General features: G+C 72.1%; 18 protein-coding genes and 2 pseudogenes. All 20 read right to left on the bottom strand.

Going from position 1 to position 25,576, the window contains the following annotated elements; genetic code table 11:
* Positions 1 to 107: 107 nt before the first annotated feature.
* Positions 108 to 7,447, bottom strand: a pseudogene (locus WJ438_RS08520) (amino acid adenylation domain-containing protein); the annotation flags it as partial.
* Positions 7,372 to 7,848: a hypothetical protein gene (locus WJ438_RS08515; protein WP_406724672.1), complete on the bottom strand. Its 477-nt coding sequence runs from the start codon at positions 7,846 to 7,848 to the stop codon at positions 7,372 to 7,374. The gene WJ438_RS08515 and the pseudogene WJ438_RS08520, both read right to left, overlap by 76 nt.
* On the bottom strand, positions 7,740 to 11,132 hold the full coding sequence (locus WJ438_RS08510; RefSeq protein WP_406724671.1) for a condensation domain-containing protein: 3,393 nt from the start codon (positions 11,130 to 11,132) through the stop codon (positions 7,740 to 7,742). Before WJ438_RS08510 ends, WJ438_RS08515 begins: the two co-directional genes overlap by 109 nt.
* Positions 11,128 to 14,031 (bottom strand): annotated as a pseudogene (locus WJ438_RS08505) (non-ribosomal peptide synthetase); the annotation flags it as partial. The gene WJ438_RS08510 and the pseudogene WJ438_RS08505, both read right to left, overlap by 5 nt.
* Positions 14,032 to 14,078: 47 nt before the next feature.
* The gene (locus WJ438_RS08500; RefSeq protein WP_406724670.1) at positions 14,079 to 14,759 is read right to left on the bottom strand and encodes a condensation domain-containing protein; all 681 of its coding nucleotides are present in this window, start codon (positions 14,757 to 14,759) and stop codon (positions 14,079 to 14,081) included.
* A 321-nt stretch (positions 14,760 to 15,080) separates the two neighbouring features.
* Positions 15,081 to 15,293: an MbtH family protein gene (locus WJ438_RS08495; RefSeq protein WP_406724669.1), complete on the bottom strand. Its 213-nt coding sequence runs from the start codon at positions 15,291 to 15,293 to the stop codon at positions 15,081 to 15,083.
* A 69-nt stretch (positions 15,294 to 15,362) separates the two neighbouring features.
* A complete protein-coding gene (locus tag WJ438_RS08490; RefSeq protein ID WP_406724668.1) occupies positions 15,363 to 15,983 on the bottom strand; it encodes a 2-hydroxychromene-2-carboxylate isomerase in 621 nt (206 codons plus the stop codon).
* Positions 15,984 to 16,077: 94 nt separating this feature from the next.
* The gene (gene fabG, locus WJ438_RS08485; RefSeq protein ID WP_406724667.1) at positions 16,078 to 16,824 is read right to left on the bottom strand and encodes a 3-oxoacyl-[acyl-carrier-protein] reductase; all 747 of its coding nucleotides are present in this window, start codon (positions 16,822 to 16,824) and stop codon (positions 16,078 to 16,080) included.
* Positions 16,825 to 16,833: 9 nt separating this feature from the next.
* The gene (locus WJ438_RS08480; protein WP_406724666.1) at positions 16,834 to 17,313 is read right to left on the bottom strand and encodes a 3-hydroxyacyl-ACP dehydratase FabZ family protein; all 480 of its coding nucleotides are present in this window, start codon (positions 17,311 to 17,313) and stop codon (positions 16,834 to 16,836) included.
* Entirely contained in the window at positions 17,310 to 17,756 is a 447-nt protein-coding gene (locus tag WJ438_RS08475) for a 3-hydroxyacyl-ACP dehydratase FabZ family protein (protein ID WP_406724665.1), read from the bottom strand. The genes WJ438_RS08480 and WJ438_RS08475 overlap by 4 nt, the downstream gene beginning before the upstream one ends.
* A complete protein-coding gene (locus WJ438_RS08470) occupies positions 17,756 to 17,995 on the bottom strand; it encodes an acyl carrier protein (RefSeq protein WP_406724663.1) in 240 nt (79 codons plus the stop codon). The genes WJ438_RS08475 and WJ438_RS08470 overlap by 1 nt, the downstream gene beginning before the upstream one ends.
* Positions 17,996 to 18,051: 56 nt before the next feature.
* Positions 18,052 to 19,152, bottom strand: coding sequence for a beta-ketoacyl synthase N-terminal-like domain-containing protein (locus WJ438_RS08465; RefSeq protein ID WP_406724662.1), 1,101 nt, complete (start codon positions 19,150 to 19,152; stop codon positions 18,052 to 18,054).
* A gap of 22 nt (positions 19,153 to 19,174) precedes the next feature.
* A complete protein-coding gene (locus WJ438_RS08460; RefSeq protein WP_406724661.1) occupies positions 19,175 to 19,564 on the bottom strand; it encodes a hypothetical protein in 390 nt (129 codons plus the stop codon).
* Between the two features lie 32 nt (positions 19,565 to 19,596).
* Positions 19,597 to 20,004, bottom strand: a complete 408-nt coding sequence (locus tag WJ438_RS08455; RefSeq protein WP_406724660.1) for a hypothetical protein — start codon at positions 20,002 to 20,004, stop codon at positions 19,597 to 19,599.
* Position 20,005: 1 nt separating this feature from the next.
* On the bottom strand, positions 20,006 to 20,362 hold the full coding sequence (locus WJ438_RS08450) for a hypothetical protein (RefSeq protein WP_406724659.1): 357 nt from the start codon (positions 20,360 to 20,362) through the stop codon (positions 20,006 to 20,008).
* The gene (locus WJ438_RS08445; protein WP_406724658.1) at positions 20,359 to 21,333 is read right to left on the bottom strand and encodes a hypothetical protein; all 975 of its coding nucleotides are present in this window, start codon (positions 21,331 to 21,333) and stop codon (positions 20,359 to 20,361) included. The genes WJ438_RS08450 and WJ438_RS08445 overlap by 4 nt, the downstream gene beginning before the upstream one ends.
* Positions 21,330 to 22,181, bottom strand: coding sequence for an alpha/beta fold hydrolase (locus tag WJ438_RS08440; protein ID WP_406724657.1), 852 nt, complete (start codon positions 22,179 to 22,181; stop codon positions 21,330 to 21,332). The genes WJ438_RS08445 and WJ438_RS08440 overlap by 4 nt, the downstream gene beginning before the upstream one ends.
* Complete coding sequence (locus tag WJ438_RS08435; protein WP_406724656.1) at positions 22,181 to 23,023, bottom strand: beta-ketoacyl synthase N-terminal-like domain-containing protein; 843 nt, start codon at positions 23,021 to 23,023, stop codon at positions 22,181 to 22,183. The genes WJ438_RS08440 and WJ438_RS08435 overlap by 1 nt, the downstream gene beginning before the upstream one ends.
* Positions 23,024 to 23,129: 106 nt before the next feature.
* Positions 23,130 to 24,275: a beta-ketoacyl synthase N-terminal-like domain-containing protein gene (locus WJ438_RS08430; RefSeq protein ID WP_406724655.1), complete on the bottom strand. Its 1,146-nt coding sequence runs from the start codon at positions 24,273 to 24,275 to the stop codon at positions 23,130 to 23,132.
* Complete coding sequence (locus tag WJ438_RS08425) at positions 24,269 to 25,531, bottom strand: beta-ketoacyl-[acyl-carrier-protein] synthase family protein (RefSeq protein WP_406724654.1); 1,263 nt, start codon at positions 25,529 to 25,531, stop codon at positions 24,269 to 24,271. The genes WJ438_RS08430 and WJ438_RS08425 overlap by 7 nt, the downstream gene beginning before the upstream one ends.
* Positions 25,532 to 25,576: the final 45 nt, after the last annotated feature.

Here is a 25,576-nt window from a genome sequence, read left to right as displayed (position 1 = left end):
GGTAGCCGCGGGCCAGGCCGGGGCCGGCTACGTAGAGTTCGCCGGTGACGCCGGGGGACGGGGCGCAGGGCGGCGTCGAGGACGTAGACGCGGGTGTTGGTCAGGGGTGTGCCGATGGGCACGGTGTCCGGTCGGGTGCCGGTGAGCGGGGTGCTCATGGTGGCGCAGACGGTGGTTTCGGTGGGGCCGTAGGCGTTGATCATGCGGCGGCCGGGTGCCCAGTCCGCGACGACCTGGGCGGGGACGGCCTCGCCGGCGACGACCAGGGTGGTCAGTCCGGGCAGGTCGGTGGGGTCCATCGCGGCCAGGGCGGCGGGGGGATGGTGGCGTGGGTGACGTGCAGGTGGCGGGCGGTGTGGGCGAGGTCGGGGCCGGGGCGCAGGTGCTCGGCGGTGGCGGTGATCAGGGTGGCGCCGCACAGCCAGGCGGAGAAGACCTCGGAGATGGAGGCGTCGAAGCTGGGGGAGGCGAACTGCAGCACGCGGCTGTCGCTCGTGATGGCGAAGCGGTCGATCTGGGCGGAGGCGAGGTTGCCGACGCCGGTGTGGGTGACGGCGACGCCCTTGGGGCGGCCGGTGGAGCCCGAGGTGTAGATCACGTAGGCCGGGTGGGTCACCTTCAGCGGCGACAGCCGGTCCGCGTCCGTGAGGTCGGTGGCGTCGTGGAGTGCGTGGTCGCCGGGCGGGAGGTCCCCGAGGTGCAGGACGGTGCGTGCGTTGGTCGTGTCCGGGAGTTCGGTCAGATCGGTGAGGACGAGGACCGGGTCGGCGTCGTCGAGGGTGTAGGCGATGCGTTCGGCGGGGTGTGCCGGGTCGATGGGCAGGAACGCGGCGCCCGTCTTGAGGACGGCCAGTTCCGCGACGAGGAGTTCCACGGAGCGGGGCAGCACGAGGGCGACCACGCGCTCGGGTCCGGCGCCGTGGCCGATCAGGTGCCGGGCCAGGCGGTTGGCGCGCTGGTTGAGCTGGGTGTAGGTGAGGGTCTCGCCGCCCGCGTCGAGCAGGGCGGTGTGCGAGGGGGTGCGGGTCGCCTGGGCCTGGAACAGTTCGGGCAGGGTGCCGGTGAGGACCGGGGTGGTGGTGTCGTTCCAGGTGGTGAGGATGTCGGTGCGTTCCCCGGCGGACAGGACGTCCAGGGTGCCGACCCGGGTGTCGGGGTCGGCCACCACCGCCCGGAGCACCCGCTCCAGCCGGCCGATGAAGGTCTCGATCGTGGCCCGGTCGAACAGGTCCAGGGCGAAGTCGACGAATCCGTCCAGCCCGGCCGGCGAACCGTCGTCGACCCTGCGCTCGCCGAAGCTCAGCGCGAGGTCGAACTTGGCCGCACCGGTGCCCAGCGGAAGGATCTCCGCGTCGACGTCGGCCAGGGCGAGGTTCCCGCGCGCGTCGTTGTCCAGGGTGAGCATGACCTGGAAGAGCGGGTGGCGGGAGAGCGAGCGCTCCGGGCTCACCAGGTCGACGAGACGCTCGAAGGGGATGTCCTGGTGCGCGTACGCCTCCAGGTCGGTCTCCCGCACGCGGCCCAGCAGTTCCCGGAAGGTCGGATCGCCCGACGCGTCGGTGCGCAGCACCAGGGTGTTGACGAAGAAGCCGACCAGGTCGTCCAGCGCGCTGTCGGTGCGCCCGGCGACCGGGGTGCCCAGCGGCACGTCCGTGCCCGCGCCCAGCTTGCCCAGCCACACCGCGACGGCGGCCTGCAGGACCATGAACAGGCTCGCGCCGGACTCCCGGGCCAGCGCGGCCAGTCCCGCGTGCACCTCGGCGTCCAGCACGAACGGCACCACGTCCCCGCGGTAGGAGGCGTGCGCCGGACGCGGCCGGTCCACCGGGAGGGACAGCTCCTCCGGCAGCCCCGCCAGCGCCTGGCGCCAGAACTCCAGCTGGCCGGAGACCACGCTGGTCGGATCGCTCTCCGAGCCGAGGACCTCCCGCTGCCACAGCGCGTAGTCCGCGTACTGCACCGGCAGCTCGTTCCAGGCCGGTGCCTCACCGCGGCACCGCGCCGCGTAGGCCACCGACAGATCACGCGCCAGCGGGGCCAGCGAGGACCCGTCGGCGGCGATGTGGTGCAGCACGAGCAGCAGTACGTGCTCCTGCTCGCCGACCCGGAACAGCGTCGCCCGCAGCGGCAGATCCCGTGCCAGCTCGAAGCTGCGCCGTACCTGCTCGGCGAGGAGCGCGTCCAGACCGGGCCCGTCCGCGTCCACGTCGACGACCGTCCATTCGGCCCGGGTGTCGTCCGCGTCGAGAACGCGCTGGTGCGGCACGCCGTCGGTGTCGGGGAAGACGGTGCGCAGCGCCTCGTGGTGGCCGACCACGTCCTGCAGGGCCGCGCCCAGCGCGGCAGCGTCCACCGAGCCGGTGAGCCGCAGCGCCAGCGGTATGTTGTAGGTCGCTCCCGGGCCCTCGAAACGGCCGAGGAACCACAGCCGCTGCTGCGCGTACGAGAGCGGAACCGTCTCGGGCCGATGCATGAGCCCGAGCGCTTGCCGGGTCACGGTCCCGCCGTCCAGGAGAGTGGCGAGACGGGCCGGGGTCGGAGCCTCGAAGAGGGCACGCACCTGGAGTTCGGCGCCCAGCGCCACCCGGATGCGGCCGGTGAGACGGGTGGCGAGCAGTGAATGCCCGCCGAGTTCGAAGAAGCTGTCGTCGGGGCCGACCTCCGGCACGCCGAGAGCGTCGGCGAACAGGGCGCAGAGGATCTCCTCGCGCGGTGTGCGCGGAGCACGCGAGGTGCGACCGGTGGCGGTGGCCTCGGGCGCGGGCAGCGCCTTGCGGTCCAGCTTGCCGTTGGCGGTGAGCGGAAGGGCGTCGAGGGTGACGAAGGCCGACGGCACCATGTACTCGGGCAGCGCGGCGGAGAGCGCGGCACGCAGCGCACCGGCGTCCGGGGCGGGGGTGGTGTCGGGGACGGTGTAGGCGACGAGTCGCTTGTCGCCGGGCCGGTCCTCACGGACCAGGACGACGGACCGGTCGACACCCGCACAGGCCGTGAGCGCGGTCTCGATCTCGCCGAGTTCGATCCGGAAGCCGCGCAGCTTGACCTGGTCGTCGGCGCGGCCCAGGTACTCCAGCGTCCCGTCGGAGCCCCAGCGGACCAGGTCTCCGGTGCGGTACATGCGGCTGCCCGGCCCGCCGTACGGGCAGGCGGTGAACCGCTCGGCGGTCAGCGCCGCGCGCCCCAGGTAGCCGCGGGCCAGCTGCTCGCCCGCGAGATAGAGCTCTCCCGCCACACCCGGGGCGACCGGCCGCAACGCCGCGTCCAGCACGTACACCCGGGTGTTGTCGATCGGGGTGCCGATGGGCGGCGCCGAGCCGGCGCCCGCGACCAGCGGTTCACTGAGCGTCGCCACGACCGTGGATTCGGTCGGGCCGTAGGCGTTCACCATGCGGCGGCCCGGTGCCCAGCGGTCCACCAGGGCGGCGTCGGTGGCGTCGCCGCCCACGATCAGCGTCCGGAAGTCCGGCAGGTCCATGGCGGGGACCGTGGCCAGTGCGGCCGGCGGGATCAGCGCGTGCGTGATGGCGCGGTCCGCGAGGACCCGGCCGAGCGCCTCGTCGGCCAGCGGGCCGGGCGGGGGGACCACCAGGGCCGCGCCCCACGGCAGGCTCATGCAGAGTTCGAGCACCGAGGCGTCGAAGCTCGGCGACGAGAACTGCAGCACCCGGCTCCGCGGACCGACCGCGCACCGCTGGGCCAGCACCGTCGCGAAGGCCGCCAGGCCGTGGTGGGAGACCACCACGCCCTTGGGACGTCCCGTCGAGCCGGACGTGTAGATCACATACGCCGGGTGATCCACGGTCAGCTCCGTCGGCCGGTCCGTGTCCACCGGGTCCGTCACCGGCTCGGCGGCCAGGTCCAGCCGGTCCAGGACCACCCGGCCTGCCGTCGCGGACTCGGGCACACGGTCCGCCTCGTGGCCGGTCGTCACGACCAGCACCGGCTCCGCGTCCTCGAGCATGTAGGCGATCCGGTCGGCCGGGTAGTCCGGGTCCACCGGCACGTACGCGCCGCCCGCCTTCATCACCGCCAGCCGGGCCACGACGATGTCCACCGAGCGCGGCAGCAGCAGGGCGACGATCCGCTCCGGGCCCACGCCCCGCCCGATGAGGTGGTGGGCGAGCCGGTTGGCCCGCTCGTTCAGCTCCGCGTACGACAGCGAACCGTCGTCGGACACGACCGCCGGGGCGTCCGGGGTACGGGCCACCTGCGCCTCGAACAACGCCGGGAACGTCCGGGGCTCGATCGCGCGGCGTGCGCCGTTCCACGTGTGGAGGACGCGCTCACGCTCGGCCTCGGTGGTGTGGTCCAGCCGGCCGACCAGGAGGTCCGGTTCGGCGGTGACACGGGCCAGCAGGTTCGTCAGCCGGTCGGCCATGGCCTCGGCCCGGTCCGCCGGCAGCAGCTCCGGCCGGTGGTTGAGGCGGAACTCCAGCCGCTCACCCGGCAGAACGACGAACGTCACCGGGTAGTGGGTGGCGTCGCGGCCGTCGATGTGGGTGACGTCCAGTGCCCCCGGGGCCCGCAGCTTCTCCGGGTCCAGGGGATAGTTCTCCAGTACCGCCAGCGTGTCGAAGAGTTCGCCGTGGCCGGCGATGCGCTGGATCTCGGACAGGCCGAGGTACTGGTGGTCCATCAGCTCCAGTTGCTCTGCCTGCAGACGGGTGAGCAGCTCCGCGACGGTCTCGTCGTGACGCAGCCGGACCCTGACGGGCAAGGTGTTGATGAAGAGACCGGCCATCGACTCGATGCCGGAGACCTCCGGGGGACGACCGGAGACCGTGGCGCCGAACACCACGTCCTGCCGGCCGGTGAGCCCGGCGAGCGTCAGCGCCCACACGCCCTGGACCAGGGTGTTGAGGGTGAAGCCGTTCCTGCGGGCGAGGGCAGTCAGCTCGGCCGTGGACTCCTCGGAGAGCCACCGGGAGACCCGGCCGGGCGTCACGGTGGCGTCGGCGGGCCCGGGCACGAGCAGGGTGGGCTCCTCCAGCCCGTCCAGCGCGGTGTGCCAGGCACTTGTCGCCGGCTCGTCGTCCAGTCCGGCCCGCCACGTCAGGTAGTCGGAGAAGGCCGGGGCCGGAGGCAGCGCCGAGGCGTCCCCACGGGTCTCGTAGAGCGCGAACAGCTCTTCGAGCAGGACGGGCATCGACCAGCCGTCGAGCAGGATGTGGTGGTTGGTGAGAAGGAGCCGGTGGCGCTCGGCGCCGAGCCGGACGAGGGTGAAGCGGATCAGCGGTGCGGTGGTCACGTCGAACCGTGCGGTCCGGTCCCTCTCCATCACCCGGCTGAGCTCGGTGGCGCGCTGCGCCTCGCCGAGGTGGACGAGGTCGACGTCGGTCCAGGGCAGTTCCACCGAGTTCGGCACGAGCTGCACGGCGTGCGGCAGCCCGTCCTCGCGGAAGCAGGCCCGCAGGTTCGGGTGCCGGGCCAGGAGCCCGGCGGCTGCGGAGCGTAGCGCCGCGACGTCCAGGGGACCGGCGAGGTCCATGTGGAGCTGGACGTTGTACACGTCCGGGGCCTGGTCGTCCAGCAGGCTGTGGAAGAGCAGGCCCTCCTGGAGCGGGGCCAGCGGCAGGACGTCCGCGAGGCCGGGCCGGTCGGCCTCCAGCATGTCGATGTGGTGCTGTTCCAGGGAGACGAGCGGCAGGTCGGAGGGGGTGAGGCCACCGGCCGGACCGGTCGGACCGGTCGGGGCGGCGAGCCTTTGCAGCGCCTCGAACCACAGCTCGGCCAGTTCGCGGACCGCGGACTCCTCCAGGATCTCGCCGGCCCAGGTCCAGGTGGCCACGAGGTGCGGCCCCTCGGGGCCGTCCTGGGTGACGGCGTTGATCTCCATGACGTGGGGCATGGCCATGTCGTCGTCGGCGCCGCCGCCGATCACACCCGCGTCACCCGCCGGGGCCCAGTCCCCGTCGCCCAGGGCGCCGAAGCGGCCCAGGTAGTTGAAGCCGATCTGCGGAGCCGCCAGGCCGTGCAGCAGCATCGCCGTCTGCGGGTTGAGGTGGCTCAGCAGCCCGTGGCCGACACCGCCGTCGGGGACGGCCAGCAGCCGCTCCTTGACCCGCTTGACGGTCTCCGCGGGGTCCTGCCGGCTGTCCGCCTCCAGGCGCACGGGATGCAGGCTGGTGAACCAGCCGACGGTACGGGAGAGGTCCGCACCGGTCAGCGATTCGTCGCGGCCGTGGCCCTCCAGGTTGATCAGGACTCCCGCCGCCGTGTCGTGGCCGCGGCGGCGGCGCCACTCGGTGACGGCGAGGGTGAGACCGGAGAGCAGGACCTCGCCGACACCGGTGCGGAAATCGGCGGGCACGCTGGTGAGCAGCGGTGCCGTGGCCTGCGGGGGGAGGGTCAGCGAGAGGCTGCGGGCGGTGGCGACGGTGTCCCGGCGGGCATCGAGCGGCCGGTCGCCGAGCGGTGCGTCGGGCACGGCGAGCATGTCGGTCCAGAAACCGAGCTCGTCGAGCCGCTCCGGTTCCTGGGCGAGGGCGGTGAGCTGCTCGGCCCAGCGGCGGTAGGAGGTGCCGACGGCCGGAAGACGCGGGGCGCGCTGCGCGCGGACGGCGTCCCAGGCGGCCGACAGGTCGGGCAGCAGGATCCGCCAGGACACCCCGTCGACGGCCAGGTGGTGCACGGTCAGCAGCAGTCGGCCCGCCGTGTCCGGACCGGCGTCGAACCAGACGGCCCGGAGCACGGCGCCTTCCTCGGGCGCCAGCGCGGCGCGGCTCTGCGCCGCGTGCTCGGCGACGAGCTTCCCGAACGCCTCGTCCCACGTACCGTCCGCGGGGACGCGGGAGAGCACGGACGCGGCCGTGACGCTGGCGCGGTCGCCCACTGCCAGACCCCAGAGCGGTCCACGACGGGTCAGCCTCACCCGCAGCATGTCGTGCCGGTCGAGCACGGCCTGGAGAGCGGCGGTGAGGTTCTTCTCCGTCGCACCGGCAGGGGTCCGCACCAGCACGGACTGGCTGAAGGCGTCGACGGTGCCGGGCCTGGTGCGCAGCCAGTGCATGATCGGGGTGAGCGGCAGCGGGCCGAGGCCGTCGTCCGCGTTCTCCGGGGCGGCCTCCTCCGGGGTGTCGCCCTCGGTGGTGCGGGCGACGACCGCCAGGGCGGCGGCGGTGCGGTGGACGAAGACCTCGCGCGGGGTGATGACGAGGCCGCGGGCACGGGCCCGGGAGACGAGCTGGATGGAGACGATGGAGTCGCCGCCCAGGTCGAAGAAGCTTCTCTCGGCTCCCACCGCGGGCAGGCCGAGCACCTGGGCGAACAGTTCGCACAGGATCCTCTCCCGCTCCGTGGCGGCGGCGCGGCCGGTGTCGGCGGAGGTCCCGGGGGCGGGCAGTGCCGCACGGTCCAGCTTGCCGTTCGGGGTCAGCGGCAGCGTGTCCAGCACGACGACGGCGGAGGGCACCATGTGGTCGGGAAGTTGGCGAGCGACCGCGGAGCGGAGCTCCGAGGGGTCGGCCGCCGTGCCCTCGGCCGGTACCGCGTAGCCCACCAGCCGGCGGGGCCGCCGGGCTCCTCACGCACCACGACCACGGCCTGGGCGACCTGCGGCAGGGCGGCGAGCACGGATTCGATCTCGCCCAGCTCGATCCGGAAACCGCGCACCTTGACCTGGTGGTCGACCCGGCCGAGGAACTCGAGCTGGTCGTCGTGATTCCAGCGCACGACGTCGCCCGAGCGGTACATCCGCGTGCCCGGTGCGCCGAACGGGTCGGCGACGAAGCGGTCGGCCGTCAGGTCCGGGCGGCCCAGGTATCCGCGGGCCAGACCGGCTCCGGCGATGTACAGCTCGCCCACGACGCCGGGCGGCACCGGACGGAGGTGGGCGTCCAGGACGTACACCCGGGCGTTGACGACGGGACCGCCGATGGGCGGCAGTCCGCCGCCGCCGAGGGGGAGCTCATCGTCGCGCAGACTGTGGTCTCGGTCGGGCCGTAGGCGTTGACCATCCGGCGGCCGGCCGACCAGCGTTCGACCATCTCGCCGGCGGTGGCCTCACCCGCGACGACCAGCGTCGAGATCGAGGAGAAGTCGCCGGGGGAGGCGGCCCCGAGGACCACCGGCGGCAGCGTCGCGTGGGTGACCCGGTGCCGTGCGGTGAACTCCGCCAGGGCCGGGCCGGGGGTGAGCTCCTCCGCGGTGCCCACGACCAGGGCGGCCCCGGACAGGAGCGCCATCGTCAGCTCCCAGAACGCGGCGTCGAACGACGGCGAGGCGAACTGCAGCACACGGCAGCCCCGTCCGACCTCGAAGCGCTCGATGTGGGCGGCGATCAGGCTCGACACGCCGGAGTGGGAGACCACCACGCCCTTCGGGAGGCCGGTGGAACCGGAGGTGTAGATCACGTACGCGGGGCTCGTGACTTCCGCCGGGACGACGGGCGCGACGGGCCCGGCGAGATCGTCCGGGCGGTCCACGAGGAGCTGCGGTACGTCACCGGGGATCGCGTCCGCCACCGCCGACGTGGTGATGATCAGCGTGGGCCGGGAGTCCTTCAGCATGTAGGCGACGCGGTCGGCCGGATAGTCGAGGTCGACCGGCAGGTACGCGGCACCCGCCTTGAGGACGGCGAGCACGCACACGACGAGCTCAGCCGAACGCGGCACCGCGACGGCCACGATCTGCTCGGGGCCGACACCCCGTCCGGCCAGCACGGCCGCGAGCCGGTCGGTGCGTTCGTCCAGCTCCCCGTAGGTCATCACCCGGTCGCCGAAGCGTACGGCCGGGGCGTCGGGGGCGGCGGTGACCTGCGCGGAGAACAGTTGCGGGAAGGTGTCGTACGGGACGTCACGCGCGGTGCTGTTGACACCGCGGACCAGGTGCTCGTACTCGGCCGCGGGCAGGATGTCGATCCGGCCCACCGGCTCCTGCGGACGGTCCGCCCAGAACTCCAGGACCGCCTGGAAGCGACCCACCAACTGCCGGACGGCGTCGGCGTCGAACAGGTCGGGCCGGTAGTTGATCCGCAGGTGCAGCCGCTCGCCGGGCATCACGGCGAGGCTCAGCGGGTAGTGCGTGGCGTCCCGGCCGTCGATGCCGGTGACGGCGAGGCCGGGCACCCGCAGCTGCGCCGGGTCCAGCGGGTAGTTCTCCAGCACGGTGATGGTGTCGAAGAGCTCGCCGATCCCGACGATCCGCTGAACGTCGGCGAGACCGAGGTGCTGGTGCTCCATCAGCCGGGTCTGCTCGTCCTGCAGCCGGGTCAGGAACGCGACGGCGCTCTCCCCGGGCATGATCCGGACCCGCACCGGCAGGGTGTTGATGAACAGGCCGACCATCGACTCCACACCGGGAACCTGCGGCGGCCGGCCGGAGACCGTAGCTCCGAAGACGACGTCGTCGCGCGCGGTCAGCCGGCTCAGCACCACGGACCATGCACCCTGGAGCAGAGTGTTGAGGGTGAGGCCGTGTTCGCGTGCGGTGCCCAGGAGCCGCGCGGTCAGATCCGCGGGCAGGTCGGTCAGCAACTGGTCGGGCATGACCGGCTGCCGGTCGGGGACCGAGGGGGCGAGGAGGGTGGGCTCCTCGAGCCCCTGGAGCGCCTCGCGCCAGACGCTCGCCGTGGCGGACGCGTCCTGCTCGGCCAGCCAGCCGAGGTAGTCCCGGTAGGGCGGGGTGCGGTCCGGGGTCCGGCCCGCGTAGAGGTCGAGGAGTTCCCGGACGAACAGCGGCATGGACCAGCCGTCGAGCAGGACGTGGTGGTGCGTGAAGACCAGCCGGTGCCGGTCGTCGGCGAGCGTGACCAGCAGGAAGCGCATCAGCGGAGGGGCCGCCAGGTCGAAGCGGCCGGCGCGGTCCTCCTGCAGCATCCGGTCCAGGACGGTCTGCCGCTCGGTCGCGTCCAGGTGCCGCAGGTCCATCTCCACCCAGGGCAGTTCCACCGACTCGGGGATCACCTGGACGGCATGGTCCAGCCCGTCGAGCCGGAAGGCCGCGCGCAGACCGGGGTGACGGCGCAGCATCTCCTCGGCCGCGCCCCGCAGGGCCGCGGCGTCCAGCCGGCCCTCCAGGTCGTAGAGGAACTGGACTGTGTAGACGTCCGGACCGCCCTCGTCGAACAGGGTGTGGAAGAGCAGTCCCTGCTGGAGCGGCGTCACCGGGAGGATGTCCGCGGTCGCCGGGTACGCGGCCTCGATGCTCCGGATCTGCTCCTGGGTGAGCCGAACCAGCGGCACGTCGGAAGGGGTGAAGCCGCCCGCTCCGGGGTGCGAGGACGCGTCCACGAGCTCCCGCAGAGCCTGGAACCACAGGTCGGCCAGACCGCTCACCTCTGCCTCGGTGAGCAGGCCGCCGGCCCAGTTCCACACGGCGGTGAGCACCGGGCCCTCGGCGGTCTCCTGGGTGTACGCGTTGAGGTCGACGGTGTGGGCCACGGACATCGACGGATCGTCGGCGCCCGTCAGCGCCCGCTCCCCGGCCACCGGGCTCCAGTCGCCGCCCGTCGCACCACCGACGCGGCCGAGGTAGTTGAAGCCGATCTGCGGAGTTGGCAGGCCCTCGAGCGCGGCCCCCGCCACCGGGTGCAGATGACGCAGCAGACCGAAACCGATGCCGTTGTCCGGCACCGCCCGTATCTGCTCCTTGACGCGCCTCAACGCGTCCCCGGCGTTCTCTCCGCCGGCGTCCAGACGGACCGGGAACAGACTGGTGAACCAGCCCACCGTCCGCGACACGTCCACGCCGCCGAGCACGTCCTCCCGGCCGTGCCCCTCCACGTCCAGCAGCACCTCGGCGGTGTCCACGCCACGCGCCCGGCGCCACCTCGGCACCGCCAGCGCGAGCCCCGCCAGCAGCACCTCGTGCGCACGGGCGCGGAACACCCGCGCCACCTCGCCCAGCAGTGCCGACGTCTCCGTGGCCGGCAGCGACACCGTGAGCGAGCGCACCGTCGCCGCCGTGTCCCGCACCGGGTCCACGGCACGGCTGCCCAGCAGCGGGTCCGGCCCGGAAGCGAGGTGCTGCCACAGTTCGGCCTCGGCCACCCGCTCGGGGCGGTGGGCCAACTGCTGGAGCTCGCGGGCCCAGGTCCGGAAGGAGGTTCCGTACGGGGAGGGCGGGGGCGCGTCCGGCAGCGGCGGCCTGCCATGCCTCCGCGAGGTCGGACAGCAGGATGTGCCAGGAGACACCGTCGACCACGAGGTGGTGGGCGACCAGCAGCAGCCGTCCGGGAGCCTCGTGTCCGGCGTCGAACCACACCGTCCGCAGCATCACGCCGTCGTACGGGGCGAGTTCGGCGACGGCGGCGTCGGCCCGCTCGTCGAGCAGCTCCGGCGGGAGGCCGGCGGCCGTGTCCGGGACTCCGACGCGCCGCAGAGTGTCCCGTGCCTCGACCGAGCCCGCCGGGGCCACCTCGAGGGTCCAACCACCGTCTCCGGTGGCCACGGCACGCGTCCGCAGGGCGTCGTGGCGCTCCAGCAGTGCCTGCAGGGCCGCGGTGAGGTGCTCCTGCCGCAGACCGGCGGGGACCTGGACGAGGGTGGACTGGTGGTAGCGGTCCATGCTGCCGCCGCGGCCGGCGAGCCAGTGGACGACCGGGGTGGCGACGAGCGGGCCGACGGGCTCGTCCCGCACCGGCTCGGCGGCCGCCGAGCCGGTGGCCGCGACGGCCGCCAGGGCGGCCGGGGTGCGGTGCTTGAAGACGTCGCGGGTGGTCAGCCGCAGTCCGGCACGGCGAGCGAGGGCGATCACCTGGAGGGAGACGATCGAGTCGCCGCCCAGGTCGAAGAAGTTGTCGTCCGGGCCGACGGCGGGTACACCGAGCGCCTCGGCGAAGACGGCGCAGAGCGTCTCCTCCGTCGGGGTGGTCGGGGCACGGCCGGCGGTGGGGGCGACCACCGTGGGAGCGGGCAGCGCCTTCCGGTCGAGCTTGCCGTTGGAGGTCAGCGGCAGGGCGTCGAGCGTGACGAACGCGGCGGGCACCATGTAGTCGGGCAGCAGCGCGGCCAGGTGGTCCCGGAGCGCGGCCTGATCGCTGTCCCGGCCGTCGGCCATGACGGCGTAGCCCACCAGTTTTCTGTCACCGGGCCGGTCCTCCCGGACGACGACGGCCGCCTGGACGACGTCCTCGTGGGACTCGAGGCAGGCCTCGATCTCGCCGAGTTCGATGCGGAAGCCGCGGATCTTGACCTGGTGGTCGGCGCGGCCGAGGTACTCCAGCTCCCCGTCGTGGTCCCAGCGTGCCAGGTCGCCGGTGCGGTACATCCGGCTGCCGGGCGGGCCGTACGGGTCGGCGACGAAGCGCTCGGCGGTCAGGGCGTGCCGGCCCAGGTAGCCGTCGGCCAGGCCCGCGCCGGCCACGTACATCTCACCGACGACACCCGGCGCGGCGGGTCGGAGGGCGGAGTCCAGCACCCGTACCCCGAGGTCGGGGATGCCCCGGCCGATGAGGCTGCCCGCGGCGGACTTGGCGGTCAGCTGGTCCAGTGCGCGGTGGGTGACGTGGACGGTGGTCTCGGTGATGCCGTACATGTTGACCAGGCGGGGGGCGTGGTCGGGGTGGCGGTCGTACCACTCCTGAAGGCGCCAGAGGTCGAGCGCCTCGCCGCCGAAGATCACGTAGCGCAGGGCCAGGCGTGCGCCCAGGTCGGGGTGGTCGGCGTCGGTGCGCATCAGCTGGTAGAAGGCGGAGGGCGTCTGGTTGAGGACGGTGACCTTCTGGTCGGCCAGCAGGGCCAGGAAGTCCTCCGGTGAGCGGGACACCTCGAAGGGCACGACCACGAGGCGGCCGCCGTGCAGCAGCGGGCCCCAGATCTCCCAGACGGAGAAGTCGAAGGCGTAGCTGTGGAAGAGGGTCCACACGTCGTCGGGTCCGAAGCCGAACCAGGGGTCGGTGGCGGTGAAGAGGCGCACCACGTTGCCGTGGGGGACCACCACGCCCTTGGGGCGGCCGGTGGAGCCGGAGGTGTAGATGACGTAGGCGGCGGAGCCGGCGCAGAGCGGGCCGCCGCGTTCGGCGTCGGTGAGGTCGGTGCCGGGCAGGGCGGCCACGTCGGACAGCACGTGCGGGTCGTCCAGGACGAGGACGGTGGCGGTGCCGCAGTCGACGCCCGCGAGGTCCACCGCGGAGGTGGTGACCACCAGGGCGGGGGCGGAGTCGGCGACCATGTGGGCCAGGCGGTCGGCGGGGTAGTCGGGGTCCATGGGCACGTAGGCGGCGCCGGACTTGAGGACGGCGAGCAGCGCGGTGACGAGGTCGATGGATCTGGGCAGGGCCAGGCCGACGTACCGGCCGGGTCCGGCACCGGTGGCGATCAGGCGGCGTGCCAGCCGGTTCGCGGAGGTGTTCAACTCGCGGTACGAGACCGACCGGTCACCGCACACCACGGCGACCGCGTCGGGTGTGCCGGCGGCGCGGTCCTCGAACAGCTCCGCCAGCGACGGCTTGTCCGTGCCGGCCTGGTCCACCACCGCACCCACGCCGGCGGCCAGGACGACGTCGCGCTCCGCCGGGGTGGCCACGTCGAGGGCGCCGACGGCCCGGTCGGCCGGGGCATCGGCCAGTTCCGCCAGGAACCCGACGAAGCGCTCCAGGTGGGACGCGAGTTCGCGCTCGGAGTAGAGCTCCGGGTTCGCGTCGAAGTCGATCTGCAGCCCCTGGCCGTCGGTGCGGTCGTAGACGATGACCGACAGGTCGTCGGCGGGGCCGATGCAGAGGTTGTGGACCGTTGCCCGGTGCTCGCCGAAGGTGAGGGCGTAGTCGAACATCATGATGTTGACCTGGGGTCCGGTCAGACGCTCGTCACTGCCGAGCAGTTGCAGATCGCGTCGCAGGTCCTCGTAGCGGTAGCGCTGATGCCTCATGGCGCCGCGCATCTCGCGGGAGATCCGTTCCAGCAGCTGGGGGAGCGTGTCGGCCGGACTCACCGGAACCCGGAGCGGCAGGACGTTGGAGACCATGCCGGGCACGCCGCGGGCGGCCTTGCCCAGCCGGGTGGTGACGGGGAGGCCGAGCACGACCTCCTCCGCGCCGGTGAGCCGGTGCAGGTAGGCCGAGACGGCGGCGGTCATCATGCAGGGCCACGGCACTCCCGCGTCGCGGGCCGCGTCACGGAGCCTCTCGGCCGCCCCGGCGTTCAGGTACTCGGTGCGGCGCAGCAGGCCGCGGGCGGCCGTGGGTTCCTTGGCGGAAAGGCTGACGGGCTCGGGCGGCCGGCCAGTTTCTCCGCCCACCAGGCGCGGTCGGCGTCGAAGGTGTCCGAGGAACGGTAGGCGGCGTCCATGGCCACGAGGCTGTCCAGGGAACCGAAGGGGTTCTCGCTCGCCCCGCCGCTCAGCAGGGCGGTGTAGACCTCGGCGACGCGTCCGGCGACGAGCGCCACGGTGAACCCGTCGACGAGCAGGTGATGGTAACGGTGCAGCCAGAACCAGCGGTCGTCGGCGGCCCGGAAGAGGACGAAGAGGAACAGCGGCCCGACCGAAGGGTCCTGAGGCTGCGCCAGGTCCGCGCGCATCCATGCCTCGGCGGCCTCCCGCGGGTCGGCCTCACCGCTCACGTCGATGACCCGCAGCCGCCACTCGGGGTCCGGGTGGACGTACTGGCGAGGGCCGTCGGAGGTCTCGACGAAGGTGACGCGCAGGTTCTCCGCCTCGGCCACAACCTGCCGCAGCGCGGCCTCGAATACCGCAACATCGACGGACCCGTGAATTTCCAGGTATTCGCCGGCGTTGTAGATCGGATTCGACGCGTCGAGTTGCTGGGCGAACCAGATTCCCGACTGCGCGGACGTAAGCGGTACTCCGTCACCAGCGAGCATGATTCTCTTCCACCTCTAGCGGATCGCCTTGGCAGGGATTGCGCAGTGTGTGCGGCAGGTATCCCGGCGGTTGAATTCCGCGACCGGACATGGCCGATGTTGGTCAATTCCGAGCACTGTCGCATCGGCTCCGGAAGACGGACAATGGCGGCTGCATCAAGCTGCCACCGAAAAGCCCTTTGTCGCACGGCGGTGACGGGCGGGGCGGGTCTCCCCGTACAGGGGAGGGGGCCCGGTGGGCGTCGCACCCGCTCACCGAGCCCCCTGCGCGGGGCGCGTCCGGCCGGGGATACCGGGTCGCGCCCCCTTGCGATGCCCTTGTCAGGCGTCCATGGCCATCGCAAGGCTCTTGGGCCGCATGTCGGTCCAGTTCTCGGTGATGTGGTCGAGGCACGCCTGCCGGCTCTCCTCGCCGAACACGATGGTCCAGCCGGCGGGCACTTCGGCGAACGCGGGCCACAGCGAGTGCTGGTTCTCCTCGTTGACCAGAACGTAGTAGCTCGCGTTGTCGTCTTCGAACGGGTTGGTCGCCATGTCGGGCTCCTTCGTTGCTGAGGGTGGGCGGGTCGGGGGGTGCGGATGGGGTCGGGGTGCGGGGCTGGCTCAGGTGGTGCGGGAGCGGACCGAGGCGACGAAGCCGGGCAGCCGGTCCACACCCCAGAACTTCTCGTAGCCGTCGATGAAGAACGGAACTCCGAAGACGCCGTCGCGGGAGAGCGAGTTGAGGGCTCCGAGGCCGTGCTCGCGGACGGCCGGATCGTCGCACGCGGTGGACAGGCGCACCGGGTCCAGGCCGAGCTGCTCGGCGATGTACGCGATGACGGCCGGGTCGGAGATGTCCTGCCCCTCCTCCCACCGGGCGCGGTAGACCGCCGCGATGAACTCCTGTCCATGGCCGAGTTCGTCGGCCACCAGGTACGCCAGGTGCGACACCTCCCACCGGGGGCGGCGGTCGACCGGCCACACCATCTCCAGGCCGCGGTCGCGAGCGAGCCGCCGCACGTCCTGGAGGATGTAGAGGTGCTTCTCCCGCGACATCGCCACGTACGGCAGACTGATGCCAGCCTGCTCCAGGTGGCCGTTCGCCTCTGCGTCCGGCTCCCAGAAGGGCAGCCAGTCGATGCGTTCCGCGACGTCCCGGTGGTGGGCCATCAGGTCCCGGTACGCCATCCACGAATAGGGGCTGCGGAACGAGAAGTACCAGCGCGGCCTCCGTCGGGCCATCACCGCCTCCAAACTTGCTGAGTGCTGCCGCCGGTCACGGATGGGCCGGGGGGGCGGACGGCCGGGTCCTCCGGGCCGTCCGGTGGTCAGAGGGTCAGATGGTGATGCCACCATCGATCTGCAGGACGGAACCGGTGATGTACTCGGCTCGGTCCGACACCAGATACGCGACGAGGTCGGCCACCTCCTCGGCACGGCCCATGCGACGCAGCGGGATCGTCCGGGTGATGTCCTTGCGTGCCTTGTCGTTCATCGCGGCGACCATGTCGGTGTCGATGAACCCGGGGGCGACGGAGTTGACGCGGATCCCGGAGCGGCCGACCTCCTTGGCCAGCGACCGGGAGAAGCCGATGATGCCGGCCTTCGAGGCGGAGTAGTTGCTCTGGCTGGCGTGGCCGTACACCCCGGCCACCGAGGAGATGTTGACGATCGCGCCGGTGTGACGCTTCATCATGGAGAAGACGACCGCGCGGCACAGGTGGTAGACGCCGTCGAGGTTGGTGTCGACGACCTGATGCCACTGGTCGTCGTCCATCAGCACCAGCGGGTTGTCGCGGGTGATCCCGGCAGCGGTGACCGCCGCGTCGACGGGGCCGAGCGTGCCCTCGGCCTCCTCGACGAAGGAGCGCACGGCCGGGCCGTCGGCGACGTTCGTCCGCCGTGACATGACCCGGACGCCGAACTCCGCGGCCTCCTTCTCCACCTGCCGGGCCGCCTCGTCGTCGGCGCGGTAGCAGAAGGCGACATCGAAACCGTCGCGGGCGAGGGCCAGCACGCACGCCCGTCCGATCCCGCGTGAACCACCGGTGACGAGCGCCACCCGGGAAGTGTTGTCCTGCATGATCTTCGCTCAGCTCGCTTCGGGTCTCAGAACGTCTGCCGGACGGAAGGCCATGACGATCCGGCCGACGGTCATCACCGTCTCGCCGTCCACCAGGCTCTCGCCCTCGAACATCACGGTGTCGTCTACCCGGCGTCCGGCGAGCACGCGGTGCTCCATGACGTCGCCGGGCAGGACGGTGCGGTGGAACTCGACCCCGGTCATGCCACCGAACAGCATGACCTGCCCGGTCAGCACGTCGGGGTTGGGCGCGTCCCAGGTGGCCAGCAGGCCCGCGGACTGGCACCAGGACTCCACCATCAGCGATTTCGGATAACCGAAACCCTCCTCGGGGGTGTCCGGGCCCAGGTTCGCGTACCAGGGCTCGTTGCAGGTGACCGCCTTGAGGGCGGTCAGTGAGTGGCCGGGTTCCACCTGGGTGACCCGGTCCACCAGCAGCATGGGGTAGCGGTGCGGCAGCCTGCCGCGGATCTCCCTCTGCCCGTTCACGCCGACGCTCCTTCCGTCGCACGGCGGTAGCGCAGACGCACCGACGCGGCGTCGCCCCGGCCGGAGCGGATCTTCGCCCGGCACTGCCACGCCCCGCCGTCCACCGGCTTCCAGTCGATGTCCGCGGTCAGCTCGTCGCCCGGGTACACGGGCCCGGTGAACCGGGCGCTCTCCACGGCCACGAGCTCGGGCTCGGGCTCCTCGGCGGATGCCGTGGCGAGCACGCTCAGATGCACGTACTCGACAAGACACACGCCGGGGAAGATCGGGAAGCCCGGGTAGTGGCCCGGGAGCACCGTCTCGTCCGCGGACACGGTGAACCGGGTGGAGGTGCGCCCGTCCTTCTCCGACGGCCGGACCTCGACGGTCCCCGAGAGCGCTCCGGCGAACCGGGACGCTTCGGGTGCCGGGGCGCCCGGACGCGGCTCGGCGAGGACGTCCATCAGACGGCCTGCAGTTTTCCGGCCAGCAGGTCGTAGGCGCTCTGCAGGGTGATGATCTGCCGCAGCTCGGACTCCGGCAGCTTCACCCCGTACTTCTTCTCCAGGACGACCACGATCTCCAGGGCCAGGAGGGAGTCGACCTCCAGGTCGTCGACGAACTTGGCGTCGTCGGTGATCTCGGCGGTGTCGACGTCCAGTACCTGCGCGACGATCGAGCGCAGTTCTTCCTTGTCCAGCACGGTGATACCTCTCTCAGCGTTTCGTTCTTGGGTGACGGCGGCGGGGCGGACGGCGATCAGCGCAGCCGGAGCAGGGCACAGCCGACGGTCCCGGTCCGGTCGACGGAGGTGACGAGGCCGACCTTCCCGGCCACGGCGCGGTCGTCCTCCGCGTGAGCCAGCAGGGCGGCGGTCTGGAAGGCGGCGGAGGCGGCACCGGTGTCGCCGATCAGCGCGACCTGGGTGAGGTCGGCCGCGTCCACGCCGGCCAGCAGCTCGCCGACGACCGTGGTCTCGGCCTCGCCCTCCGCCCCGGGAGCACCGGAGCGGGCGACGGCGGCGATCTCGGAGAGGTCGACACCGGACCGGCGCAGTGCGCCGCGCAGGCAGGACGTGAGGCTGCCGGACACGTCGTCACGGAGCACGACGCCCAGTTCGACGGCGAGGATCTCGGCCAGCACTGGCTGCCCGGCGCCCTCGCCGGCCGCGGGTTCGACGAGGAGTACGGCACAGCCCTCGCCGAGCGGCGCGCTCGGCTCGCCGTCACCGGAGTGGTGCTCGAGCCAGGCGCGGGCGGGGGAGTACTCCTCGGCGGCGCCGCACAGCACCGTCTGGGCACGCCCCGCGGCCAGCAGCCGGCGGGAGTAGTTCAGGGCGTGCAGCCCTGCCACCCGGCCGCCCGCGATGGTCGTGTTGGGGCCCTTCAGCTGGTACCAGATGGCGCTCTGGCCGGCCGCGCAGTTCATCACGGTGTTGGGGAAGCGTGCCGGGTCGACGAAGAACGGCTGCTCGCCGGTGAGCGAATCCCGCGTGAAGTCCATCATGCTCTGGGCGCTGCCGGTGGTGGTGCCCAGAGCCAGTGCGGCGCCCTCGCCGGTGCCGACGGCCCGGCTCCGTTCGGTGTCGTCGAGCAGCGCCCCGACGGCGGTCACGGCCAGTCCGGTGACCCGGTCCATGGACCGGGTCCCCTTCTTGCCGAGTACCGTACGGACCTCGAAGTCGGGGACCACGCAGGCCTCGTCCCGGGGCCCGGCGGGCCCGGTCCCGGCGAGCGCGGAGACGGTGGGGCGCCGCTCGCGCACTCCCTCGGCGAACGCGGTCCGGCCGATGCCGAACGGCGACACCGCGGACCACGCGGTGATGACGGGGCGCCCGGCGCCCGTTGCGGTGGTGGTCATGTGCGCCACGCTTCCCTTCGGTTCACAGGTAACAGACCATTCGGTACTCGGGCCAGCGCAGGGCCATGCTCCCGTCGGAGGCCGTCTGCACCCCGTCCAGCAGCCGGTCCGGGGACAGACCGTGTGCGGCCAGACCGGACTCCTCGGCGTGGACCCGGACCCCGGCGTCCATGAGGGTGCGCAGGTCCCGCCGGGGGTCGGTGAGGGTGTCCAGGGTGCGGCTGCCGATCCGCAGCGCGGGTACCGGCTCGGCACGCACGCCGTAGGTGACGGCGCGTCCGCGCAGCAGCACGTCGAGCCCGCCGAGCTGACGGTTCAGCTCCACCGCCAGGTACAGGGCGTCGAAGAACTGCTTCTCCAGCGCCCCGCGGTAGGCCTTCTCCACGATGGCCAGAGTGCGCCGTTGCGTCATACCGGTTTCCTCGGTGGTCCGTACGCCGGCCATCACAGGACCCCCACCTGGAGGGTGCGGCCGGCCGCAGCCACATTGGCGCCGTAGCCGGACGGGGGCCGCATGACGACCTGCGGCAGGTGGTCCACCGCACCCCGGTCGTCGCTGCAGAACCGGCAGCCGTACCAGTACAGGCGGCCCGGGAACGTTTCCAGCATGTCCTTCACCAGGGCGGCCGTGGACGGGTACGTCCCGTTCCAGTTCGCCAGGTTGCGCGGCTTGTCCTCACCCAGGGGGTTCTGGGTGAGCAGGGTGGCGTACCCGCAGGCCCACACCTGTACCGCACGGCCCTGTTCCAGCAGTGCCTGGACCAGGCGCAACGCGCTGGTGACGCGCTCCGACTCGTGCGGTGAGCCCATGAGGGTGATCAGTACGTCGGTGGGCGGAATGCTGCGTGCCATGTCAGTGCCACACCGCCTGTACGTCGGGGCCCGTGAGCCAGCCGGCCAGTTCGTCCATGTCGGAGACCGTCGCCCGGGGGCGCAGCGGGAGATGCTCGATCCCTCGCTGCACAAGGGAGAAGCGGTCGACGGCCAGGCGGCCGCCCGCCTCCTCGAAGCGGTCCAGGTCTTCGTCGGTCCCGGGCCGGGCAAGGAGGCAACCGTCCTCCACCAGGTACATCAGCACCGGGTACCCGGCCCGGGCCTGCGCCGTGGCGTCACGCCGGAGGCCGGCGTCCACCGGGGCGCACGGCCCGTGACTCTCGATCAGCAGGATCCGCGGCGTCTTTCCGCCGCTCCCCTCCCAGGCGTCGTTCACGGCTGCTGCTGCGCCGTGCCGTTGAGCGCGTCCAGCACGTGCTGGTCGAAGTTCTCCAGGCTCCAGTCACGACGGTTCTTGATGACCGCGTAGCCGTGCACGATGGTGCCCGTGGCGGTCTTGAGGAGGCCGCCGTCGCGAACGACGTACCAGTTCATCCGGGTGGTGTAGGTGAAGTCCTTGAAGACCTCCTCCACCTCGTAGGTGGTGTAGAGGTCCTCCTCCATCATCGCCTCGTCGAGGATCCGGATCTCGGACCGCGGCACGACCGGGATCCACCGGCGGTCGTCCAGCAGCGTCTTGATGGAGATGCCCCGGTCCGCGACGAACCGGTCCTTGCCCTCCTCCATCAGCCTCAGGTAGCCGGACATCTGGAGGCGCTCGGTGAAGTGGCAGTACGGGTACGGGATGTTCCACTTCCAGCCGTAGGCGTTCTTGCCCTCCAGCAGCTCCTCCAGGATCGTGTCCTCGGAGGTGAACGGGGTGAGCGGCGCGGGCTCCAGGTCGGCTCCGAGCCGGTCGACGGCGAAACGGGCGAGCTGCTCGGGCACCTCGCCCGCGGAGTCGAGGTAGGTGTCGATCCGCAGGGACACGCGCACCTTGGAGGTGACGGCCTTGAGGATCTCCCCGTCGCGTTCCACGTGCACGGTCACCTTGAAGCCCAGCGTGCCGTCCGCGTCCTTGGTGAACGGGACGACCTCGGCGGTGGCGACGTCGTCCATGTGGAAGGCGTGCAGGATGCGGGTGTCGATCCCGACGAAGTCGAGGCCGAGGCCGTGCTCCTCGTACAGGCCGCGGGCCGGAAGAGCGGTCTGCCGGAAGTGGTCGAGGACCGCCTCCTCGACCATGTAGTTGACGTGCTTGAAACCGATCCAGGTGCAGATGTTGGAGCCCTCGTAGCGGGGGCGGACCTGGACGGAGGTCGTCTCGGTGAGGAGCGCCTTGACGGCGGGCTCCGTGACGATGGTCATCGACGGTGCTCCAGAGCTGTGTCGGGGACGGGCTCACGGTGCGGAGCGCCGGTCCCAAGGGAGTTGACGAACGTGACGGTCTCGGAGGCGAACCGTTCCGCTTCCTCGATCATCGGGAAGTGCCCGCAGTCGGGGAGAACGAGTGCTCGCGCGTCCGGCAGCGCGGCGGCCAGCGCCACGCTCTCGCCGGGCGGTGCCGCGAAGTCCTTCTCGCCCCCCAGTACCAGACAGGGCACGGTGACCCGGCCTGTCTGGAGCTGCGGAGTGCGCAGGTAGAGCTCGAAGAAGCGCAGCCAGCCGTACGGGCCCACCCGGTCCCGTACCCGCTCCCCCATGGCAGCCCGCAGGGAAGCGGGAAGCCGGTCGCCGGAGTGGACCCGCAGGCCCTCCTCCATGATCAGGTGGAAGTCGTTGAGGTAGTAGGTGATGGTGTCCCAGTCGAACTCCTCGGCGGTGCGCCGGTAGAACGGCGAGACCAGCACCAGGCCGCGGACCCCGAATCGGGCGAGGGCGTCGCCGCCCCGCCGGCTCTCCCGGTCGACGAGGTCCAGCAGGACGTCCGCCGACATGGAGTGCGCCACCACGATCTCCGGGCCGCCGGGCACCGAGGCCAGCGCCCGGGCCAGGGGACCGACGAGATCACCGTCGGTACCCCAGTCGGGCACACCCTCGGCACTCCAGGGCAGCCGGGCCGTCCACACCTCGTACTCGGGGGGCAGCAGCTCGGCGCTGAGGTCCCAGACGCTGTCGTTCTCCGCCAGTCCGTGGACCAGCAGCAGCCGGGGCCCGCCGGTGCCGGCGGTGCGCCGGCGGACCGACCCGGTGCCGAGGCCGTCGGACGTGGACATCAGGGGGTCTCCAGGGCCAGGGGCTCCAGCAGCACGAGTCCGGCCGAGGCGTCGTCGGCGTCGGTGCCGCAGACCGCGAACACCGGCCCCTCACCGCATTCGTCGAACAGGCCGACGGCCGTCGCGCACTGGAGCACACCGAGCGCGCCGGAAGCGCGGCCGGAGTGCTCGGGCAGGGAGGTCCGCTCCACCCCGGGCAGCAGGTCGGCGCCGACCCCCTCGGGAGCCGTGTCAGGAAGGTGCCACCACGCCGGGGCGGGCACTCCGGAGGCGGTCAGCCGTTCCAGGACCGCCCCGACACCGGCCGCACGGACGTACCGGCCGAGCACGGCGCGGACCCTCGCGCCTCGCGCACGGGCCGCCCCCGCGTCCTCCAGGACGACGGCGGCGCCCCCGTCGACGGCATGCCTGCCGCCGAGCAGCCGGCGTACGACGTCGTTGTCCGGCTCGACGCCGACGACGAGGACCCGGTCCACGCGGCCCGCCGTGATCATGGTCGCGGCCCAGTTGACCGCGTCCAGCCCGGAGGTCGCGCCGTTGCACACCATCAGGTTGGGACCGCGCAGGCCGTAGCGGATGGCTGCCGAGGAGGCGATGACGTTGCTCGAAGCGTTCGGTAGGTCCATCGGGCTGGTCGCCGAGACGGTGCCCTCCCGCAGGGTGTCCAGCGCGCGGACGACAGTGTCCAGGTTGCCGTAGTTGGAGCTGGCGACCACGCCGACGTCCCCGCCGGACACCGTGCCGTCCTCGTCGAGGAGGCCGGCGTCGGCCAGGGCCGCGGAAGTCAGGCAGTAGCCGAGCTGGGTGGCCCGGTCCTTGTAACGCAGGCCCTTCCTGCCCACCAGAGCGGCCGGCTCGACGGGCCCGGCGCCGGGCCCGGGCCGGCGGCCAGTGCCTTGGCACTGTCGGCCCCGGGGAGCAGGACGGAGACTCCGCTGATGACGACACTCACGGGGTGGCCTCCACAAGGGCGACGGCGTTGATGCCGCCGAATCCGAACGCGTTGAGCTGCACTACGTTCATCGACGCGGACGCGGCCTCACCGGTCACGAAACGGAACTGCGAGGCCTCCTCCACCGGCCGCTCCAGGCCGACGGTGGGCGGGACGCGTCCCTCGTTGAGGGCGGTGACGCCCATGACCAGACCCATCAGCCCGGACGCGCCGGAGGTGTGGCCGGTCATCGACTTGATCGCCGTCATCAGCGGACCGCTCGCCGCGTCGCCCAGCGCGTTGGCCATCGCCGTCGCCTCGGCCTCGTCGTTGAGCAGGGTCCCGGTGCCGTGCAGCATCACCAGGTCGATGTCCTTCGGCTTGACGCCCGCCATGTCGTACGCGGTGCGCATCGCCTGCGCGATGCCCTCCGGGGAGGGCGCGGTGACATGGAAGGCGTCACAGTTGACGGCGACACCGCGGAGCAGGGCGTGCGCCCGCCGGTCGCCGGTTTCCCGGCTGAGCACGACGGCGGCGGCGCCGTCGCCCATGAGGACTCCGGTGCGGTCCCGGTCGAAGGGCCGCACCCGGTCCGGCGGGGTCGGGTGAACCCGCTCCAGCAGGCCGTACATGCTCTCGGTGAGCACGTCCACGCCCGCGACGATCACCGTGCCGGGGGTGTGGTCGCCCTCCTCCGCCAAGAGGTCCGAGCCGAGTGCCAGCGCGTACAGCGAGGCGGAGCAGGCGTTGGAGAAGGTGTGCGTCACATCGGCGTTGAACCGCTCGCGCAGCGCGGTGCCGAAGTGCAGCCCGGTGTCGTCCAGGTCGGTGCCCTCGCGCCACCACAGCTCCAGGGAGCGCAGCTCGCGCAGCCCCGTCCCGATGAGTATCGGTATGCCGGAGAGGTCCTCGCCCAGGCCCGCGTCGGCCGCCGCCTGGGCGATCGCGTCGATGAGCAGCGCGGTGGCGCGGGCGGGTACGTCCTTGCCCGCCTCGGGGCGGTTGTCCACCTCGTAGGCGTGCTGCGCCCGGAAGCGGGTGCGGTCGAACCCGCGCAACTCGGCGCGACCGGTCATTCCCTGGCACAGGTTGTCGAAGAGTGTTCCGACGCCTCTTCCAGTGCTGGCCACAGCGCCCATGCCGGTGATCTGACGGCTCAGCATGCTTCCTCCTCCGGGTGGTCGTACCGGCCGAGGAGGACCACGGCGTTGTTGCCGCCGAACGCCAGTCCGTTGTTCTGGACGACCTTGAGGTCGGCCTCGACGGCCTGGTTCGGCACGCAGTCGACGTCGCACTCGGGGTCCGTGGTGACGTGGTTGATCGTCGGCGGGATGAACCGGTTGGCGATGGCCAGTGCGCAGCCGATGGCGCCCAGGGCGCTCGCCGCGCCCATGCTGTGGCCGAGCATCGACTTCATGGAGACGGTGCGCGGCGGAGTGCCGAACACCTCGCGGATGGCGCCCGCCTCGGTGATGTCGTTGGCCTTGGTCCCCGTCCCGTGGGCGGAGATCAGGTCCACCTCGGCCGGTTTCACGCCCGCGTTGTCCAGGGCGATTTCCATGCAGCGCGCGACGCTCGCCCGGTTGGGCGCCACCTGGTGGTGGGCGTCGCAGTTGAGGCCGTAGCCGAGCACCTCGGCGTAGATGGTGGCGCCGCGCTCCAGGGCTGACTCCAGCCGTTCCAGGACGAGCACTCCGGCGCCCTCACCGGTCAGAATTCCCTTGCGGTCGGCGTCGAACGGCCGGCAGTGCTCCGGCGCGATGGTTCCCAGCCGGTAGAAGCCGGTGAACGTCTTGCGGCACATGGCGTCCGCGCCGCCGCAGAACGCGTAGTCCGCCTCGCCGGAGCGCACCGCGTCGAAGCCGTAGCCGATGGCGTAGTTGCCGGCGGCGCAGGCGGTCGGAACCGTGACGGCTTCGACGTCGGCCAGTTCGAGCTCCTGGGCGATGGCAACCGAGAGCCGTCCGGCGGGGATCCTCCCGGCCGCCATCGGGTCGAACTCCTCCGGTCCGCCCTTGAGTTCGGCCTCGACCAGCTGATCGAGGTCGTAGGACTCGCCATCGGTGGTGCCGATGGAGATCAGACCTCGTCGGCCGCGCAGGTCGGCAGCGTCCAGGCCGGCGTCCTCCAAGGCCATCCGGGCCGCGGCGGCCGAGAACTGCGCCGCCCTGCCGAGCTGTTCCGTCTCCAGGGTGCGGATCCAGTCCAGCGGCTCGAACTCGACGATCTCGCAGCCGTTGGCGTGGGCGAATCCTTCGGTGTCGAACACCGTGATGGGCCGGGCCCCACTGCGGCCCTCCTTCAGTCCTCCGAGGAACTCCTTCACCCCCAGCCCGATGCTGGAGACCACTCCGAGTCCCGTCAGGACCACCCGGTGCCGTCCCGTTGCCTCCGGACCGGCGTCGTGCACTGCCGACATGCCTACCTCCTTGTCCACGTCCGACCTACGCGCGCGCCACCCGGA

The sequence above is a fragment of the Streptomyces sp. GD-15H genome, from assembly GCF_045291515.1.
Classification (GTDB): domain Bacteria; phylum Actinomycetota; class Actinomycetes; order Streptomycetales; family Streptomycetaceae; genus Streptomyces.
Note: the sequence above shows the minus strand (reverse complement) of the source record. Positions and strands in the feature narration are given on the sequence as shown.